The 17,642-nt window shown below is 67.8% G+C and carries 18 protein-coding genes; 10 read left to right on the top strand and 8 right to left on the bottom strand.

What is annotated here, in order from left to right:
* The first annotated feature begins 79 nt into the window (after positions 1 to 79).
* The 5 genes from murJ (at position 80) to FK219_RS05555 (ending at position 5,558) form a co-directional block, all read left to right on the top strand.
* Positions 80 to 1,678 carry a murein biosynthesis integral membrane protein MurJ gene (gene murJ, locus FK219_RS05535; RefSeq protein ID WP_152583306.1) on the top strand — a complete coding sequence of 533 codons (1,599 nt, stop codon included), beginning with the start codon at positions 80 to 82 and terminating at the stop codon, positions 1,676 to 1,678.
* A 108-nt stretch (positions 1,679 to 1,786) separates the two neighbouring features.
* Complete coding sequence (gene trxB, locus FK219_RS05540; protein WP_152583307.1) at positions 1,787 to 2,746, top strand: thioredoxin-disulfide reductase; 960 nt, start codon at positions 1,787 to 1,789, stop codon at positions 2,744 to 2,746.
* A 45-nt stretch (positions 2,747 to 2,791) separates the two neighbouring features.
* The gene (gene trxA / locus FK219_RS05545) at positions 2,792 to 3,115 is read left to right on the top strand and encodes a thioredoxin (protein WP_152583308.1); all 324 of its coding nucleotides are present in this window, start codon (positions 2,792 to 2,794) and stop codon (positions 3,113 to 3,115) included.
* A 140-nt stretch (positions 3,116 to 3,255) separates the two neighbouring features.
* Complete coding sequence (locus FK219_RS05550; protein ID WP_152583309.1) at positions 3,256 to 4,593, top strand: aminotransferase-like domain-containing protein; 1,338 nt, start codon at positions 3,256 to 3,258, stop codon at positions 4,591 to 4,593.
* Entirely contained in the window at positions 4,590 to 5,558 is a 969-nt protein-coding gene (locus FK219_RS05555; RefSeq protein ID WP_152583310.1) for a D-alanine--D-alanine ligase family protein, read from the top strand. Before FK219_RS05550 ends, FK219_RS05555 begins: the two co-directional genes overlap by 4 nt.
* 17 nt (positions 5,559 to 5,575) lie before the next feature.
* Here FK219_RS05555 and FK219_RS05560 read toward each other — a convergent pair whose 3' ends face one another.
* The 8 genes from FK219_RS05560 to rpmH all read right to left on the bottom strand — a co-directional run bounded on the left by FK219_RS05560 (position 5,576) and on the right by rpmH (position 10,415).
* Positions 5,576 to 6,529 carry a ParB/RepB/Spo0J family partition protein gene (locus FK219_RS05560; RefSeq protein ID WP_152583311.1) on the bottom strand — a complete coding sequence of 318 codons (954 nt, stop codon included), beginning with the start codon at positions 6,527 to 6,529 and terminating at the stop codon, positions 5,576 to 5,578.
* Positions 6,529 to 7,350, bottom strand: a complete 822-nt coding sequence (locus tag FK219_RS05565; RefSeq protein WP_152583388.1) for a ParA family protein — start codon at positions 7,348 to 7,350, stop codon at positions 6,529 to 6,531. The genes FK219_RS05560 and FK219_RS05565 overlap by 1 nt, the downstream gene beginning before the upstream one ends.
* Before the next feature lie 151 nt (positions 7,351 to 7,501).
* Positions 7,502 to 8,143: a 16S rRNA (guanine(527)-N(7))-methyltransferase RsmG gene (rsmG, locus tag FK219_RS05570; RefSeq protein ID WP_152583312.1), complete on the bottom strand. Its 642-nt coding sequence runs from the start codon at positions 8,141 to 8,143 to the stop codon at positions 7,502 to 7,504.
* 21 nt (positions 8,144 to 8,164) lie between these two features.
* Positions 8,165 to 8,650, bottom strand: a complete 486-nt coding sequence (locus FK219_RS05575) for a Jag family protein (RefSeq protein WP_152583313.1) — start codon at positions 8,648 to 8,650, stop codon at positions 8,165 to 8,167.
* Positions 8,647 to 9,603: a membrane protein insertase YidC gene (gene yidC, locus FK219_RS05580; protein ID WP_152583314.1), complete on the bottom strand. Its 957-nt coding sequence runs from the start codon at positions 9,601 to 9,603 to the stop codon at positions 8,647 to 8,649. The genes FK219_RS05575 and yidC overlap by 4 nt, the downstream gene beginning before the upstream one ends.
* 8 nt (positions 9,604 to 9,611) lie before the next feature.
* Complete coding sequence (gene yidD / locus FK219_RS05585) at positions 9,612 to 9,917, bottom strand: membrane protein insertion efficiency factor YidD (RefSeq protein ID WP_152583315.1); 306 nt, start codon at positions 9,915 to 9,917, stop codon at positions 9,612 to 9,614.
* A gap of 11 nt (positions 9,918 to 9,928) precedes the next feature.
* Complete coding sequence (rnpA, locus tag FK219_RS05590; protein WP_152583316.1) at positions 9,929 to 10,264, bottom strand: ribonuclease P protein component; 336 nt, start codon at positions 10,262 to 10,264, stop codon at positions 9,929 to 9,931.
* A gap of 13 nt (positions 10,265 to 10,277) precedes the next feature.
* Positions 10,278 to 10,415, bottom strand: coding sequence for a 50S ribosomal protein L34 (gene rpmH / locus FK219_RS05595; RefSeq protein WP_010204566.1), 138 nt, complete (start codon positions 10,413 to 10,415; stop codon positions 10,278 to 10,280).
* A 299-nt stretch (positions 10,416 to 10,714) separates the two neighbouring features.
* On the opposite strand from rpmH, the gene dnaA reads away from it, so the two are divergent.
* The 5 genes from dnaA to gyrB all read left to right on the top strand — a co-directional run bounded on the left by dnaA (position 10,715) and on the right by gyrB (position 17,596).
* Positions 10,715 to 12,127 (top strand): chromosomal replication initiator protein DnaA, encoded by a 1,413-nt coding sequence (gene dnaA / locus FK219_RS05600; RefSeq protein ID WP_152583317.1) that lies wholly within the window; start codon positions 10,715 to 10,717, stop codon positions 12,125 to 12,127.
* A gap of 448 nt (positions 12,128 to 12,575) precedes the next feature.
* Positions 12,576 to 13,718: a DNA polymerase III subunit beta gene (dnaN, locus tag FK219_RS05605; protein WP_152583318.1), complete on the top strand. Its 1,143-nt coding sequence runs from the start codon at positions 12,576 to 12,578 to the stop codon at positions 13,716 to 13,718.
* 5 nt (positions 13,719 to 13,723) lie between these two features.
* Positions 13,724 to 14,938 carry a DNA replication/repair protein RecF gene (gene recF, locus FK219_RS05610; protein WP_152583319.1) on the top strand — a complete coding sequence of 405 codons (1,215 nt, stop codon included), beginning with the start codon at positions 13,724 to 13,726 and terminating at the stop codon, positions 14,936 to 14,938.
* On the top strand, positions 14,931 to 15,440 hold the full coding sequence (locus FK219_RS05615) for a DUF721 domain-containing protein (protein ID WP_152583320.1): 510 nt from the start codon (positions 14,931 to 14,933) through the stop codon (positions 15,438 to 15,440). Before recF ends, FK219_RS05615 begins: the two co-directional genes overlap by 8 nt.
* Positions 15,441 to 15,601: 161 nt before the next feature.
* Complete coding sequence (gene gyrB / locus FK219_RS05620) at positions 15,602 to 17,596, top strand: DNA topoisomerase (ATP-hydrolyzing) subunit B (RefSeq protein WP_152583321.1); 1,995 nt, start codon at positions 15,602 to 15,604, stop codon at positions 17,594 to 17,596.
* Positions 17,597 to 17,642 lie beyond the last annotated feature (46 nt).

The following is a 17,642-nucleotide window of genomic DNA, read 5'->3' on the forward strand; positions in this document are numbered from 1 at the left end:
GGGACCAGAGGCACCGGTGTCAGGGGAGCCGACACCCGGCCCACCCTCGGAGAGCTCGAGCCTTCGACGGGCGAGTCTCATGCTCGCTTCCGGCACGGTCGTCTCCCGTCTCCTCGGCTTTGTGAGCGCCGTCATGCTCACGCAGACGATCGGCGCGCTCGGGTCGGGGGCGAACACCTTCGCTCTCGCGAACCAGTTGCCCAACAATATCTACGCGATCATCGCGGGCGGCGTGCTGAGCGCCGTTCTCGTGCCGCAGATCGTGCGAGCCCACAGCCACGCCGACGGGGGTCGCGCCTACCTGAACCGCCTCATCACGGTCGGGCTCGTGGTCTTCCTCCTCGCCGCCGTCTTCGCGACCCTCGCCGCGCCCGCCCTCGTCGCGCTGTACGCGAGCCCCGCCGACGGCGCGACCGGTCGAGGATTCACCGAGCAGGAGCTCGCCCTCGCCACAGCCTTCGCCTACTGGTGCCTGCCCCAGGTGCTGTTCTACGCCCTGTACACGCTGTTCGGCGAGGTGCTCAACGCCCGCAAGGTCTTCGGCCCCTTCACGTGGGCCCCGGCGCTCAACAACGTCGTCACGATCGCGGGCCTCCTCCTGTTCGGCGTGCTCTTCGACGCCGACGTGCGCGATGCAGCGCAGTGGACCCCCGACATGATCGCCGTCCTCGGAGGCTCCGCCACGCTCGGCGTCGTCTGCCAGGCTCTCGTGCTCCTGCTCTTCTGGCGACGCGCGGGGCTGACGTTCCGCCCCGACTTCCGCTGGCGGGGAGTGGGGCTCGGGGCCACGGGGCGCGCCGCCGGGTGGGTCTTCGCGATGATCGTCGTGATGCAGCTCGGCGGGCTCGTGCAGACGCGCGTCGCCTCCGAGGCGGCCACGGCCGATGATGCCTCGCTCATGGTCATGCGCACGGCGTGGCTGCTGTTCATGCTGCCGCACTCCGTGGTCGTCGTCTCGATGGTGACGGCGTACCTCACGCGCATGAGCGCTCGAGCCCGAGACGGCGACATCGCGGGCATTCGCGAGGACACTCGCACCGCGAGCATCCTCACCGTCCTCTTCATGGCCCTCGCGGCCACTGGCCTCATCGCTCTCTCCGTGCCCATCGCCCGCATCTTCAGCGCCCCCGCCGTCGACCAGATCGCCATCGTGATCGCGGCCTTCGCGGTCGGGCTCGTGCCCTTCAGCGCCTACTTCGTCATCCAGCGCGTCCTCTACGCGCTCGACGACACCCCCCTCGCGTTCTGGCTGCAGGCCGCCCACACCGGCTTCTTCGTCGCCGGAGCGCTCGCGTGCCTCGCGCTGCCCACCGCGTGGATCGTTCCCGGAATCGGTCTCGTCACCTCCGCCGCGGGGGCCTTCCAACTCGTCCTCGGCGCGAGCGCCCTCTCCCGGAGGATCGGCGCCTTCGGCATGAGGACGGTGTGGCTGCGTGTCCTGCAATCGACCGGCGCGGGCGTGCTCGCCCTCGTCGTCGGGCTCCTCGCGAGCGGCGCGCTCGGGGCCTTCGCGCCGGGAGGGTTCGCGCGCGAGACGATCCCGGGTGCGATCGTCACGATCGCGGCCGTCGGCCTCCTCATCGTCGTCGTCTACGCGCTCACGCTGTGGGTGCTGCGGGTTCCGGAGGCCACGCGTCTCGTCCGTCACGCTCGAGAGCGAGCTCGTCGCCGCCGCTGACATGGCCATCCGGTGAACAGCGCCGGGGCCGGAATAGCGCCGACCTAGACTGTGTTGGCACGGATAGCGTGTCGCACAGCGCGCACGAATCGGCAGTCGAGGGGAATCATGCGTCAGGTCATCATCATCGGGTCCGGCCCCGCCGGCTACACCGCGGCCATCTACGCGGCGCGCGCCAACCTCGAGCCCTTGCTCATCGCCTCGTCCGTCGAATTCGGCGGCGAGCTCATGAAGACGACCGACGTCGAGAACTTCCCCGGCTTCCCCGAGGGCATCATGGGCCCCGACCTCATGACGCGCATGCAACAGCAGGCGGAGCGCTTCGGCACCGAGATCGTCTACGACGACGTCACCGAGCTCGAGCTCGGCGGCGACGTCAAGGCCGTCACCCTCGGAAACGGCGACCGCCACGAGGCGCTCGCGATCATCTACGCGACCGGCTCGGCGTACCGCAAACTCGGCCTCGAGGACGAGGAGCGTCTGAGCGGCTACGGAGTCTCGTGGTGCGCCACGTGCGATGGTGCCTTCTTCCGCCAGAAGACCGTCGCGGTCGTCGGCGGCGGCGACTCGGCCATGGAGGAGGCGACCTTCCTCACGCGCTTCGCCGACAAGGTCTACGTCATCCACCGCTCCGAGACGCTCAGGGCCTCCCCGGCGATGCAGGATCGCGCCATGAAGGACCCGAAGATCGAGTTCCTCTTCAACAAGAGCGTTCAGCACATCTACGGCGGCGACCTCGTGACGGGTGTCGGCCTCGTCGACACGATCACGGGGGAGGAGTCGACTCTCGATGTGAGCGGACTCTTCATCGCGATCGGCGCCGACCCGCGCACTCACCTCGTGCACGGCTCCCTCGAGCTCACCGAGCACGGCACGATCGCCGTCGAGGGCCGATCCTCGAGGACGAGCCTTCCCGGCGTCTTCGCAGCGGGCGACGTTCTCGACCCCACCTACCGGCAGGCGGTCACCGCCGCGGGCAGCGGCACGGTCGCGGCACTGGATGCCCAGCACTACCTCGAGGGACTGACCGACGAGCTGCGCGCTCCCGTCGAGTCCGTTCCCGCCTGATCAGCGCACCACGACACCGAACCCCGCACGAGCTAAGGAGATCCCATGTCCACACGAGACGTCACCGACGCCACCTTCGAGTCCGAGGTCCTGCAGAGCGAGAAGACGATCATGGTCGACTTCTGGGCGGAGTGGTGCGGCCCGTGCCGCGCTGTCTCGCCGATCCTCGACGCCATCGCGACCGAGAACTCGGAGAAGATCGATATCGTCAAGCTCAACGTCGACGACAACCCCGAGACGGCGATGAAGTACCAGATCACGTCCATCCCCGCCATGAAGGTGTTCCGCGGAGGCGAGGTCGTCAAGACCGTCATCGGTGCGAAGCCCAAGCCGGCGCTCGAAGCCGATCTCGCCGAGTTCCTCGCGTAGAGCGCGCTCCTCGACATCGCGACGCGTCCGCGCGCACCGAAGGCCCGCCCCCGATCCAGGGAGCGGGCCTTCTGCGTGTCTGCGCCTATCCTGGGGAGGGAGCACGACACCTGACGTCGGACCGAACGGGATGCACGACCATGACCATTTCGCGTGAGGGCACGAACCTCGACCCCTGGTACGGGCACTATGCCGAGCGCACCGCCGGCCTGAGCGCCTCCGAGGTGCGCGCACTGTTCGCGGTGGCCTCACGGCCCGAGGTCGTCTCTCTCGCGGGCGGGATGCCCGCCGTCTCGGCCCTGCCGCTCGACACCGTCGCGGCCTCGATGGAACGCGTCATGACCGAGCGCGGCCCCGCGGCCCTGCAGTACGGCTCGGGTCAGGGGACCCCCGAGCTGCGCGAGCACATCCTCGAGATCATGGCCCTCGAGGGAATCCGCGCCGGCGTCGACGACGTCGTCGTCACGACGGGCTCCCAGCAGGCCCTCGACCTCGTCGCAAAGCTCTTCCTCAACCCCGGCGATGTCGTCATCGCCGAGTCGCCCTCCTACGTGGGAGCGATGGGCATCTTCCGCTCGTACCAATCGGAGGTCGCCCATGTACCGATGGACGACGACGGGATGATCCCCCACGCCCTCACGGAGCGCATCGCCTCCCTGCGCGCGGCCGGCCGGTCGATCAAGCTCCTGTACCTCATCCCGAACTTCCACAACCCTGCCGGGGTGACTCTGTCGGCCGAGCGCCGCCTCGAGATCCTCGATATTGCGCGCAAGAATGACATTCTGATCATCGAGGACAACCCATATGGGTTGTTGTGGTTCGATCGACCGGCTCCGCAGGCGATGCGCTCCGTCGACGACGAGGGCATCGTCTACCTGGGCTCGTTCTCGAAGACCTTCGCGCCGGGGTTCCGGGTGGGGTGGGCGCTCGCACCGCACGCCATCCGCGAGAAGCTCGTCCTCGCCGCCGAGTCGGCCATCCTGAGCCCGAGCTCGCTCAATCAGATGATCATCAGCGACTACCTCGATCGTGCCGACTGGCGCGGCCAGGTCGACGTGTTCCGCGGGCTCTATCGCGAGCGCCGCGACGCGATGCTCGATGCCCTCGACCACTACTTGCCCGACCTCACCTGGACCGTGCCCAACGGGGGCTTCTACGTGTGGCTCACGCTGCCCAGCGGTCTCGACTCCAAGGGCATGCTGCCCCGCGCCGTCAAGGAGCTCGTCGCCTACACACCCGGCACGGCGTTCTACGCCGACGGCTCCGGCCGCGAGGCCCTGCGTCTCGCCTTCTGCTATCCCGAGGCCGACCAGGTGCGGGAGGGCGTGCGTCGACTCGCGACCGTCGTGCGCAGCGAGACGGAGCTGCTGCAGACGTTCTCGCCCACCGGTCCCATCGAGACCGTGCACCGACCGCACGCGAGCGCGCCCGCTCCGCAGTCAGAGCCCCTGCACCCGGCCGAGCGGGGCCCGCGATGACGGGGGGCGGCCCGCGGGCCGAACGCGTCGTCGTGCTGGCAGGAGGGATCTCCCACGAGAGAGACATCTCGTTGCGCTCCGGCCGACAGGTCGCCGACGCTCTCGCCGCCCACGGTCTGCACGTCGAGCTGCGCGACCCTGACGCCTCCCTGCTGCCGAGCCTCATGGCGGAGCCGCCCGACGTCATCTGGCCGACGCTGCACGGAGCGAGCGGCGAGGACGGCGCTCTGCGCAGCCTCCTCGAATTCCTCGGCCTGCCGTACGTCGGCTCCTCCGCGAGCGCGACGCGACTCGCCTGGGACAAGCCCACGGCCAAGTCGCTCGTCGGCCGGGTCGGGGTGCCCACACCGCACTCGATCACTCTCACGCGGGACGCCTTCCGCGAGCTCGGTGCCGAGAGCGTGCTCGACGTCGTGCGCGGCGAGCTGCCGCCTCCTGTCGCCGTCAAGCCGGCCCAGGGCGGCTCGGCGCAGGGCGTCAGCCTCGTCGACACCGACGAGGAGCTGAGGCGGGCCATGGTGCTCGCGTACACGTACTGCGACGTCGCCCTCATCGAGCAGCGCATCCGCGGCACCGAGGTCTGCATCGGCGTCATCGACACGGGGGATGGCCCCGTGGCGCTGCCCCCCGTCGAGATCGAGCCGCTCTCGGGCTTCTACGACTTCGAGGCGCGCTACAACGCGGGAGCGACGCGGTTCTACGCCCCCGCCCGCATCGACGGCGCCGTCGCAGAGCGCGCCACCGAGGTAGCCCTCGCCTCGCACGAGGCTCTCGGCCTGCGCCACCTCAGTCGCATCGACCTCATCATCGACGGCACGGGCACGCCGTGGTTCCTCGAGGCGAGCGTCATGCCGGGGCTCACCGAGACCTCGACCCTCGCGCTCGCGCTCGACGCCGCCGGGCACGATGTCGGGTGGGTCTACGCAGAGCTCGCGCAGGCAGCGGTGCGCGACGCGCGGCGCTGAGCGAGGGTCGCCGCGGTTCAGCGGAAGCCGGGTTCGCCCAGCTCGCCCAGGATGCGATTGAGGTCGGCCACGGTCGCGAAGTCGATCACGACCGTGCCCTTTTTCTGACCGAGGGAGATCGCGACCCGAGTGTCGAGCCGATCGCCGAGGCGCTCCGCGATCTCATTGAGCTGACCCTGGCGGCCGCCGGCCGCGGGCTTGCGCTTCGCCGCGCCTCCCGCCGCACCCTTGCCGGTGACCGCCTGGGCGGCCGCCTCGGCTTGACGCACCGAGAGCTCCTCGTTCACGATCTTGTCGGCAAGGCGAGCCATGGCATCGACCGACCCTGTGGAGAGGATCGCGCGCGCGTGACCCGCCGAAAGCACCCCGGCGGCGACGCGGGACTGCACGGCCTCGGGCAGGCGCAGGAGACGCAGGGTATTGGTGATCTGAGGGCGCGAGCGGCCAAGGCGCTCCGCCAGCTGCTCCTGCGTGATACCGAAGTCCTCGAGCAACTGCTGGTACGCGCTCGCCTCCTCGAGCGGGTTCAGCTGAGCGCGATGGAGATTCTCGAGCAGAGCATCCCGCAGCATGGCGTCGTCGGCGGTATTGCGCACGATCGCGGGGATCGCGTCGAGACCGGCGAGGGTGGATGCTCGCAGTCGACGCTCGCCCATGATGAGCTCGTAGCGCGGCTCGCCGGCACCCGCTCCCGTGCGCTCGCGCACCACGATGGGCTGCAGCACCCCGAACTCGCGCACGGAGTGCACGAGCTCCTCGAGCGCTTCAGGGTCGAACTCGGTGCGCGGCTGCTGCGGGTTGGGCACGATGTCGGCCGGCGCGATCGCCGCGAGGCGGGCCCCGGGAACGGCGGAGAGATCTCCCTCCGCCGGTGCTGGCTGAGGGAAGAAGACGTCGACCGGCCGATCGCCGTCGGCCATCGGAATGAGCGCGCCGATGCCGCGGCCGAGCCCCGTTCTCTTGGTCGCCATCAGGTTGCCGCGCCTCTCTGTGCGATCTCGGCGGCCGCCTCGAGGTACGAGAGGGAGCCGGGGGAGCTGGTGTCGTAGCTGATGACGCTCTGCCCGTAGCTGGGCGCCTCGCTGATGCGGACGGAGCGGGGGATGAGGGTCGTGAGCACCTGGTCGGGGAAGTGCTGGCGCACGTCGTCGGCGACCTGGTTCGCGAGGTTGGTGCGCGAGTCGTACATCGTCAGCAGGATCGTCGAGACGCGCAGCTCGGGGTTGAGGTGCTTCTCGATGAGTTCGATGCTGTTGAGTAGCTGGCTCAACCCCTCGAGCGCGTAGTACTCGCACTGAATGGGGATGAGTACCTCGCGAGCCGCGACGAACGCGTTGATCGTCAGGAGGCCGAGCGAGGGGGGGCAGTCGATGAAGACGTAGTGCACGGGCTCATCGAGCTGAGCGAGGTACGCGTCGAGCGCGGTGCGCAAGCGCTGCTCGCGTGCGACGAGGGAGACGAGCTCGATCTCCGCCCCTGCGAGATGGATCGTGGCCGGCACGCAGTAGAGGTGCTCGAACTCGGGGCTCTTCTGCACGACGTCCTGCAGGGCAGAGTCGCCCACGACGACGTCGTAGACGCTCGCGGTGTCGGCGCGGTGCTCCACACCGAGAGCCGTCGAGGCGTTGCCCTGGGGGTCGAGGTCGATCACGAGCACTCGTGCACCCGACCGGGCGAGGGCCGCCGCGAGGTTCACGGTCGTCGTCGTCTTGCCGACACCGCCCTTCTGGTTCGACACGGTGATGACGCGCGTCGACTCGGGCAGCGGAAAGGCGCGAGCCTCGAGCGCCATGCGCCGACGGGTGATGTCGGCGATCTCCCGTGCCAGCGGCGTGGTGTCGTCGTAGGTGCCGTCCGTCGTCACCGATGAGCCTCCCGCTCGAATGTTTCACGTGAAACGGGCGCTGTCCTCAGCGCCCGTCCTGATCCCTGGGCGATGCGCCTCAGGATGCCCCGACCACTGTAGCCCGAAACAACCGGGTCGCCTCCGGCAGGAGGTCCCCGCCGAGCTCGAGCACCTCGTGCTCGTGAATGCCGTGCCGTCGCAGCACGGATCGCGCCGCCGTGATCTCCTCGTGGATGCGCGCCCCCTTGAGGAAGAGCAGCTGGCCACCGGGGGGGAGGAGCGGAACGGTCAGGGGGACGAGCTTGGTCAGAGCGCTCACCGCTCGGGCGGTCACCTGGTCGAACGGGCCGGCTTCCACGGCGTCCTCGGCGCGCGCTCGCAGCACCGTGACGTTGCGCAGGCCGAGGCGTTCGGTCTCCGCGAGGAGCCACGTCGTGCGCCTCTCCATGGGCTCGATCAGCACGAGCTCGACATCCGGTCGCGCGATCGCGAGCACAAGACCGGGCAGACCGGCGCCGCTGCCGACGTCTGCGACCCGGGCGCCGGCGGTCAGCAGAGGGGCGACGAGCGCGCAGTTGAGGAGGTGGCGCGACCACAGTCGAGCGGCCTCCAGCGGTCCGATGAGACCGAGCTCGTCACCCTCCTCCGCGAGGTGCTCCGCGAACTCGCGGGCGTGCTCCAGACGATCGCCGAGGATCTGGCGTGCGCTCTCCGGTTCAGGCTCGAGATCAGTCGTCATGTTTCACGTGAAACATGCGCGCTAGGCGCGACGGATGACCGTGTGCCGCTCCGCGCCCTCGCCCTCGGACTCCGAGGTGAAGCCGCGCTCGGCGACGAGATCGTGCACGAGCTTGCGCTCGTAGCTCGACATCGGCGGGAGGGCGGCTGAGGAGGCCCCCTCCTCGATGCGCTCGACGGCACGATTCACGAGACGCTGAAGCTCTTCCGCGCGGGCATCGCGCGAGCCGGCGATGTCGAGGATGAGACGAGAGAACTCGCCCGTGCGCGCGAGCACCGCGAGTCGCGTGAGCTCCTGGAGGGCGGAGACGGTCTCGGGCTTCGAGAGCGTGCGCAGAGCATCCGGCTCCTCGGCCGCGACCGAGAGGTACACCCGACCCGCACGCTCCTCGATGTCGAGGTCGCCGTCGAGGTCGGCGATGTCGAGAAGCTCCTCGAGATAGTCGGCTGCGACCTCGCCCTCATCGAGCACGGGGTCGATGGTCGTGGGGGTGGCGTCGTCGCTCATGACTTCTTCTTCTTCGCTCGTTGCTTGCTCACGGGTTGCTGGCGCTGCGGCTTCTTCGGCTCCTCGACGGCGACCGTGCCGGGTGCCTCATCGTCGGGGTCGGGGATGCCCTTGCGCTGGCGCTTCCGTGCCAGCCGTGCCTCGCGGGCCTGCGCCGCCTCGCTGCCCGGGGTCGGCATGTTCCTGATCACGATGAACTGCTGCACCATCGTCCAGATGTTGGAGGTGAACCAGTAGAACATCACGCCGATCGGGAACGCGAAGCCGGAGAAAACGAAGACCAGCGGCAGCAAGTAGAGCATGATGCGCTGCTGCCGGTACATCGGCGACGCCTTCATCTCGGGCGACTGGTTCTTCGACATGATCTGCAGCTGCGTGATGAACTGCGATCCGGTCATAAGGATGACCAGGATGACGGCGATGATGATGACCGCGACGTTGCCCTCGGAGCTTGCGATCGAGCTGCCCAGGGGTGCGATGCCGAAGAGCTCCGCACTGCCGAACTCGGCCGAGAGTCGTGCATCGAGCAGGCCGACGCCCGGACGGTCTGCGTAGGCGTCATTGAGGACGGAGAAGAGACCGAAGAAGATCGGCATCTGCAGAAGAAGCGGCAAGCACGATGAGAGCGGGTTCGTGCCGTGCTTCTTGTACAGGGCCATCGTGTCGCGCGACATGGCCTCGCGCGAGAACTGGTCCTTCTTGCCCTTGTACTTGTCTTGGATCTTCTTGAGCTCGGGAGAGATCTCCAGCATCTTGCGCTGGCTCTTGATCTGGCGGACGAAGACCGGGATGAGCGCTGCGCGCACGACCACCACGAGACCGCAGATTGACAGTACCCAGGTGATGCCTGCCGCCGATTCCATGCCCGCCATCGTGAGGAGGGAGTGGAAGCCGACGAGGATCGCCTCGATGACCCACTTGATGGGCCAGAGGATGCCACCGATGATGTCCATGCGGAGGGCTACGCCTTTCTCTCGAGAGTGATGAAGCCGAACCGGGTGCGCCGGTAGGGGGAGTGTGCGGGAAGGGGGACGTCATCGATGCCGCCCTCCGCCCAGGGGTGACAGCGAGCGAGCCGGCGGGTCGTCAGCCAGGCGCCCTTCAGGACGCCGTGCTCCTGCACCGAGCGCAGACCGTAGGCGGAGCAACTCGGGTAGTACCGGCAGACGTCGCCATAGAGAGGAGAGATGACAGCCCGGTAGACGTGCAGCACGGCGACCACCGCGTTGCGGGGGATGAGCGCGATCACCCGGAGCACGCGCAGCACGCCCGTACTCCTCACGTCATCACCACCCGTCGAAGACCACCCTCGATGTCAGAACGCAGGGTATCCCAGCCAGCGTCGACAGCCCCTGGGAGTGCGCGGATCACGATGTCCGCCGTGGTCGGCACGAAGGATGCCGCCGCGCAGATCGCGCGCAGACGACGACGCACGCGATTGCGGTGCACCGCGTTGCCGACCTTCGAGGACACGATGAAACCGAAGCGGGGGCCCGCCTCCTCGTCGCTCGGAGCGCAGTAGATCACCGCGACGGAGGAGGATGCGCGACGACCACGACGCACGATGCGGCGGAAGTCCTCACCGCGCAGAATGCGGTGCGCGCGCGCGAGCACCCCGAGGGCTCGACTAGGCCGAGAGCTCGGTGCGCCCCTTGCGGCGACGAGCCCCAAGGATCGCCCGACCGGCGCGCGTGCGCATACGGAGGCGGAAGCCGTGCACCTTGGCGCGACGGCGATTGTTGGGCTGGAACGTGCGCTTGCTCATGATCTGATCTCCTCGGCCCGCGAGGGCTGCGACGACGGAAGGGAAAGCTGTCTGCCACGGTCGACGACGAGCGCAGACAGAAGTCAACCGGTTAACAATAGGTCCGCCGGGTCGGGCGGTCAAACCGTACAGCGCGAGGGCGAACATTATCCCCATGATCACGCTGATCGTTGGTCACGACATGCCCGGTCGAACTACAGTAGGCAGACGGTCCGCAACTCGCCCGCGAGCAGCCCAGGCTGCACGCCTCCTGCCGGCCAGCCCCCTTCACGACCACACCAGAGATGAGGACATCCGTCATGACGGACGACACTGAGTCACCACAGGAGCTGTGGAACTCAGTGCGCACCGCGCTGACAACGGATGAGCGCATCACGCCGCAGCTGCACGGGTTCATCAACCTCGTCGAGCCGCGCGGCATCATGGCGGGCACCCTCTACCTCGAAGTGCCGAACGAGCTCACGCGCGGCATGCTCGAGCAGCGCATCCGGTTGCCCCTCCTCACCGCCCTCACGACCGTCGCCGGCGACAACGTCTCGAGCTTCGCGATCGTCGTGAACCCCGAGATCCAGAACGAGGGCCTCGAGGCCTCCCTCGAGACGACCGACTCCTCGGCCCCCTACATCGAGCAGTCGACCACCCCGCCGCCGAGCGAGGCGGGCGGGCGCCGCGGTGACAGCCGGCTCAACCCCAAGTACAGCTTCGACAACTTCGTCATCGGCGGCTCCAACCGGTTCGCCCACGCCGCGGCCGTCGCCGTCGCGGAGGCCCCCGCGAAGGCGTACAACCCCTTGTTCGTCTACGGGGAGTCCGGGCTCGGCAAGACCCACCTCCTGCACGCGATCGGGCACTACGCCGAGAGCCTCTACCCGGGCATTCGCGTGCGGTACGTCTCGAGCGAGGAGTTCACGAACGACTTCATCAACTCGATCGCGAACAACCGGGCCAGCGTCTTTCAGTCGCGCTACCGCGAGATCGACATCCTGCTCATCGACGACATCCAGTTCCTGCAGGGCAAGGACTCGACGCAGGAAGCGTTCTTCCACACCTTCAATACGCTGCACGACCACAACAAGCAGGTCGTGATCACGAGCGACCTGCCGCCCAAGCACCTCACGGGGTTCGAGGACCGCATGCGCAGCCGCTTCGAGTGGGGTCTCATCACCGACGTGCAGGCGCCCGACCTCGAGACCCGCATCGCGATCCTGCGCAAGAAGGCGCAGAACGACCGCCTCCAGGTTCGCGACGACGTGCTCGAGTACATGGCCTCGAAGGTGTCGAGCAACATCCGCGAGCTCGAGGGCACGCTGATCCGCGTCACCGCGTTCGCCAACCTCAACCGCACGCCCGTCGACCTGCAGCTCGTGCAGACCGTCCTCAAAGACCTCATCACTCTCGATGAGGACAATGTCATCGCGCCGGTCGACATCATCAACCACACCGCGGCCTACTTCAAGCTCACGGTCGACGACCTCTACGGGTCGTCCCGCTCGCAGGCCGTCGCGACCGCGCGCCAGATCGCGATGTACCTGTGCCGTGAACTCACCAACCTCTCCCTCCCCAAGATCGGTCAGCTGTTCGGCAACCGAGACCACACCACGGTCATGTACGCGAACAAGAAGATCAGCGAGCTCATGAAGGAGCGCCGGTCGATCTACAACCAGGTCACCGAGCTCACGAGCCGCATCAAGCAGAACAACCGCTACAGCTGAGCGCACATCGCAGCGACGTGTGTCTGCCCTTCGCCCGCCGGGGCGTCTGCCGAGCACGTACCAGCGTGGTGATGTGACGCACAGCCGCGCCGCGTCAGTGACTTTTCGCACACTGGGGACAGCCTGTGGATAACTGCCCCGGTAGTGGGGAGCGATTGTTGAATGACAACGCGAGGCTGTGGGCTCCCGCTCTGCGCCACCCCGCGGAGTGCACGGATTCCCTCTCCCGTTCCCACTACTCCTCCACAAGTTACACACATGTGGTTCAGCCAGCCCCCGCGGCCCCTGCAGGGTTATCCACACTGTGCACAGTGGTTAACACTGTTGTTCTTGATTCTCTTCAGGGAAATGGCGAGAGATAACTTTTCCCCGCCCGCCGAACGACACATCCGCTGTGCCAGTATGGGAGACCCGGGATTCCGGTGAGGGACGACCGAGAGGCAGCCGCGTGAAGTTCCAGGTCAATCGCGACGTTCTGAGCGACGCCGTGTCGTTCGCCGTCAAGCTCCTTCCCCAGCGCACTACTCTGCCGATCCTGAGCGGTGTTCTCGTGCGGGCCGAGAACGGCGCCGTCACCCTCTCCTCGTTCGACTACGAGGTCTCGGCGCAGACGACGATCGCCGCCGACGTGACAGAGGAAGGCACGATTCTCGTCTCGGGCCGGCTGCTCGCCGACATCGCGTCGCGGCTCCCGGCCGCGCCCGTGGAGTTTGTCACGACCGAGTCGAAAATCGCCGTCACGTGCGGCTCGGCCCGCTTCACTCTCTCGAGCATGCCCGTCGAGGAGTACCCGAGCCTGCCCGATGTCGACGGCCCGAGCGGCATGCTGCCGGGCGAGGACTTCTCCGACGCCGTCGGTCAGGTTGCCGTGGCCGCCTCGCGCGACGATGTCACGCCCGTCATCACGGGAGTGCAGCTCGAGATCGTCGAGAACCGGCTCTCGCTCGTCGCCACCGACCGCTACCGCGTCGCCGTGCGCGAGATTGACTGGGAGTCGACCGCCGTGGACGTCGGTGTCACGGCTCTTGTGCCGTCGCGCACGCTCTCGGAGATCGGCAAGATCTTCGCTCACAGTTCGGCTGTGACGGTCACGATCGTCACGGGCGGAGACCGTGAGCTCATCGCGTTCTCCGCCGACAAGAAGACCGTCACCTCGTTGCTCATCAAAGGCAACTTCCCGCCCGTCAAGCGGCTCTTCCCCGAGACCGTCGACAACTACGCCGTCATGAACACCGCTGAGCTCGTCGAGGCCACACGCCGCGTCGCCCTCGTGCTCGAGCGCGACGCCGCACTGCGGTACTCCTTCAGCGATGACGGTCTGACCCTCGAGGCCATCGGCTCCGAGAACGCTCAGGCCTCCGAGACGATCGATGCGCACGTGACGGGCGGCGAGACCACCGTCTCCCTCAAGCCGCAGTTCCTCATCGATGGACTTGCTGCCGTGCACAGCGAGTTCGTGCGACTGTCGTTCACGAAGACCGACAACCCCAACAAGCCGGGGCCGGTGCTCATCACGAGCCAGTCGTCGAAGGATCAGCCCGGGTCAGACAACTACCGCTACCTGCTGCAGCCGAACCTGCTTCTGCGCTGAGTCGCGTGCACGTCACGCACCTCACGCTCGTCGACTTCCGCAACTACGCGCGGGCCGATGTCGAGCTCTCACCCGGCACGACCCTCTTCGTGGGGCGCAACGGGCAGGGCAAGACGAACCTCATCGAAGCCATCGGCTATCTGAGCACGGTCTCCTCCCACCGGGTGTCGACCGACCAGGCACTGGTGCGAGCCGGTCAGGAGTCGGCGATCGTGCGCATGCGCGTGCAGCACGAGGAGCGCGCGCTCGTCATGGAGCTGCAGCTCAACCGCACGGGGGCCAATAAGGCCCAGGTGAATCGCGGCGCGGTACGCACTCGAGAACTGCCGAGATATTTCGCGAGCGTACTCTTCGCACCCGAGGATCTCTCGCTCGTGCGCGGCGAGCCCTTCGGTCGCCGCGCCTATCTCGACGCCCTCGTCGTGCAGCGATCGCCGCGGTTCGCGGGCATCATCTCGGACTACGAGAGGGTTGTGCGGCAGCGCAACTCCCTCCTCAAATCGGCACGTGCCTCTCGGCTGCCCGCCGACTCCCTCACGACGCTCGACGTGTGGGACGACCGTCTCGTGGAGCTCGGCACCGCTCTCATGGTGGCGCGGCATGAACTGGTCGAGCAGCTGCGGCCGCGCATCTCTCAGGCGTATCGCGCGGTCGCCGGCGATGAGCACGACACCGGCGTGAGCATCCAGCGCAGCATCGATGCGGATGCTCCCACCGACGCTGCGACGACAGCCCCCGTCGAGGCTGCCGAGGCCGGGGGAGACCCCGTGATCGTCGCCGCGGCCTTCCGGGAGCGCCTCGCATCCCGACGCCGCGACGAACTCGATCGTGCGGTGACGCTCGTGGGGCCCCACCGCGATGACCTCGTGCTCGACCTCAACGGGCTGCCCGCACGCGGCTACGCGAGTCACGGCGAGAGCTGGTCGTTCGCCCTCGCCCTCAAGCTCGCCTCGGCGGAGGTGCTGCGCGTGGATGCTGTCGCCGGCGATCCCGTGCTCGTGCTCGATGATGTCTTCGCCGAGCTCGATGAGGGGCGCCGCGAGCGTCTTGCCGATGCGATCGTCGACTACGAGCAGGTGCTCATCACCGCCGCCGTCGGCCGCGACGTGCCGGAGCGACTGCGCGCGACCACCGTGCGCATCGCGGCGGGCGCGATCGTGGAGCCCGATGCGGAGGTGGCTCCTACCGAGGGGGCTGCACACGGCGGGCGCGATGAGTGACGACGCACCACCCCCGGAGTCGGAGGCGAGTGCCGTCTACCGGCGCATGCGGCGCGTCTTCGGCGACCCCTCGATGCGGTCGTCGGATGCTCGCAAGCGTGCGGCGGGGGCGCGCACGCGAGGAGCGTCATCACCGTTCGGTGCGGGGCGCGAGCCCGCGGGACTCGACGACGTCATCGATTCACTCACGCGCGTCATGGGGTGGACCTCCCCGCTCGCTCGCGGCGAGCTGCTCTCGGCGTGGTCGAGCATCGTGGGGGAGGACGTCGCGGCGCGGTCGCAGCCCGTGGGCATCGAGGAGGGTGTGCTGAGCATCCAGTGCGATTCGACCGCGTGGGCGACGCAATTGCGCATGATGCAGGGCGATATCCTGACCTCGATCGTGCGCACGTTCCCCGACGCCGGCGTCGCGAGCGTGCGGATTCTCGGCCCGGGCGCGCCCAGCTGGAAGCGCGGCCCGCGGTCGGTGCCCGGTCGTGGCCCACGGGACACGTACGGCTAGGAAGGCGAATCACTCCACCACAGCGTCAAAATCTCCCCAGAGGGCCTTTCTGGCGCCTCTGAGTACGCGTTTCTTGGTAGGATGGACACGTCGTCGGGGACCCAATTCTTGGGCCCGTGATCGGCCACCACGATCGACTCGGCGGGAGCACCCACACGCACATGACAGCCTCGACTTCGCACTCGGACAACGGATACGGCGCCGGCGACATCCAGGTACTCGAGGGGCTCGAGGCGGTACGCAAGCGGCCGGGCATGTACATCGGGTCCACCGGGCCGCGCGGTCTGCACCACCTCGTGTACGAGATCGTCGACAACTCCGTCGATGAAGCTCTTGCCGGCCACTGCGACACGATCCACATCACCCTGCTCGAGAACGGCGGCGTGCAGGTCGTCGACAACGGCCGCGGCATCCCCGTCGACGAGCACCCTGTCGAGAAGCGGTCGACCGTCGAGGTCGTACTGACGATCCTCCACGCGGGCGGCAAGTTCGGCGGCAGCGGCTACGCCGTCTCGGGCGGACTGCACGGCGTCGGCAGCTCCGTCGTCAACGCGCTCTCCTCGCGTCTCCAGGTCGAGGTGCGGCGGCAGGGCTCGATCTGGCGGCAGAGCTATCAGCACGGTGTTCCGGATGCCCCGCTCGCGCAGGGCGAGGCGACGACCGAGACCGGCACGACCATCACCTTCTGGCCGAACGACGAGATCTTCGAAACAGTGCAGTTCGACTGGGACACGCTGCGCACGCGATTCCAGCAGATGGCCTTCCTCAACAAGGGTCTCCGCATCACCATCACCGATGAGCGCGTCGCGACCGAGGGCGAGACGATCGTCGCCAAGGAGGCGGGCGACGAGCCGCTGCGCGAGGAGTTCTACTACGAGCAGGGGCTCGTGGACTACGTCGAGTTCCTCAACTCGGCGAAGAAGACCGAGGTCGTGCACCCCGAGATCATCTCCTTCGAGTCGGAGGACACCGAGCGCCGCATCGCGCTCGAAGTCGCGATGCAGTGGACCAACGGCTACAGCGAGTCGGTCCACACCTACGCGAACACCATCAACACGCACGAGGGCGGCACCCACGAGGAAGGCTTCCGCGCTGCGTTGACGACACTCGTCAATCGGTATGCGCGCGAGAAGGGCATCCTCAAGGAGAAGGACGAAAACCTCTCGGGCGATGACGTGCGCGAGGGCCTCACCGCGGTCATCTCCATCAAGCTCGGCGAGCCGCAGTTCGAGGGCCAGACGAAGACCAAGCTCGGCAACACCGAGGCGAAGTCGTTCGTGCAGAAGGTCACGGGCGAGCACCTCTCCGACTGGTTCGAGCGCAACCCCGTGCAGGGCAAGGACGTCATCCGCAAGGCCATGCAGGCCGCGGCGGCGCGACTCGCGGCGCGAAAGGCGCGCGAGCAGACTCGCCGCAAGGGCCTGCTCGAGTCGGGCGGCATGCCCGGCAAGCTCAAGGACTGCCAGTCGAAAGACCCCTCGCTCAGCGAGATCTTCATCGTCGAGGGCGACTCCGCTGGCGGCTCGGCTGTCCAGGGGCGCAACCCCGAGACTCAGGCGATCCTGCCGCTGCGCGGCAAGATCCTCAACGTCGAGAAGGCGCGACTCGACCGCGCGCTCGGCAATGCCGAGGTGCAGGCGATGATCACGGCCTTCGGCGCGGGCATCGGGGAGGACTTCGACCCCGACAAGGTGCGCTACCACAAGATCGTGCTCATGGCCGATGCCGACGTCGACGGCCAGCACATCACGACGCTCCTGCTCACGCTGCTCTTCCGCTACATGCGGCCGCTCATCGACCTCGGCTACGTGTACCTCGCGCAGCCGCCCCTGTACCGCCTCAAGTGGACCAACGCCGATCACGAGTACGTGTTCAGCGACCGTGAGCGCGACGTGCTTATGGAATCCGGGCTCGCGAGCGGCAAGCGCATCCCGAAGGACAACGGGGTGCAGCGCTACAAGGGCCTCGGCGAGATGAACCACCAGGAGCTGTGGGACACGACGATGAACCCCGTGAGCCGCACCCTCCTGCAGGTGACGCTCGACGACGCCGCCATGGCCGACGCGGTGTTCTCCACCCTCATGGGGGAGGACGTCGAGTCGCGCCGCACCTTCATCCAGCAGAACGCGAAGGATGTGCGGTTCTTGGACATCTGACCGCGCCGCGCGTGATCGAGCAGCGCGAACCGGCACCCCCACTCCA

The organism is Microcella pacifica (assembly GCF_009371975.2).
Lineage (GTDB): Bacteria > Actinomycetota > Actinomycetes > Actinomycetales > Microbacteriaceae > Microcella > Microcella pacifica.

Excerpts from the sequence above, each read along its gene's own strand:
- murJ (WP_152583306.1), top strand. The coding sequence starts at position 80 with ATGCTCGCTTCCGGCACGGTCGTCTCCCGTCTCCTCGGCTTTGTGAGC.
- trxB (WP_152583307.1), top strand. The coding sequence starts at position 1,787 with ATGCGTCAGGTCATCATCATCGGGTCCGGCCCCGCCGGCTACACCGCG.
- trxA (WP_152583308.1), top strand. The coding sequence starts at position 2,792 with ATGTCCACACGAGACGTCACCGACGCCACCTTCGAGTCCGAGGTCCTG.
- FK219_RS05550 (WP_152583309.1), top strand. The coding sequence starts at position 3,256 with ATGACCATTTCGCGTGAGGGCACGAACCTCGACCCCTGGTACGGGCAC.
- FK219_RS05555 (WP_152583310.1), top strand. The coding sequence starts at position 4,590 with ATGACGGGGGGCGGCCCGCGGGCCGAACGCGTCGTCGTGCTGGCAGGA.
- FK219_RS05560 (WP_152583311.1), bottom strand. The coding sequence starts at position 6,529 with ATGGCGACCAAGAGAACGGGGCTCGGCCGCGGCATCGGCGCGCTCATT.
- FK219_RS05565 (WP_152583388.1), bottom strand. The coding sequence starts at position 7,350 with ATGGCGCTCGAGGCTCGCGCCTTTCCGCTGCCCGAGTCGACGCGCGTC.
- rsmG (WP_152583312.1), bottom strand. The coding sequence starts at position 8,143 with ATGACGACTGATCTCGAGCCTGAACCGGAGAGCGCACGCCAGATCCTC.
- FK219_RS05575 (WP_152583313.1), bottom strand. The coding sequence starts at position 8,650 with ATGAGCGACGACGCCACCCCCACGACCATCGACCCCGTGCTCGATGAG.
- yidC (WP_152583314.1), bottom strand. The coding sequence starts at position 9,603 with ATGGACATCATCGGTGGCATCCTCTGGCCCATCAAGTGGGTCATCGAG.
- rpmH (WP_010204566.1), bottom strand. The coding sequence starts at position 10,415 with ATGAGCAAGCGCACGTTCCAGCCCAACAATCGCCGTCGCGCCAAGGTG.
- dnaA (WP_152583317.1), top strand. The coding sequence starts at position 10,715 with ATGACGGACGACACTGAGTCACCACAGGAGCTGTGGAACTCAGTGCGC.
- FK219_RS05615 (WP_152583320.1), top strand. The coding sequence starts at position 14,931 with ATGAGTGACGACGCACCACCCCCGGAGTCGGAGGCGAGTGCCGTCTAC.
- gyrB (WP_152583321.1), top strand. The coding sequence starts at position 15,602 with ATGACAGCCTCGACTTCGCACTCGGACAACGGATACGGCGCCGGCGAC.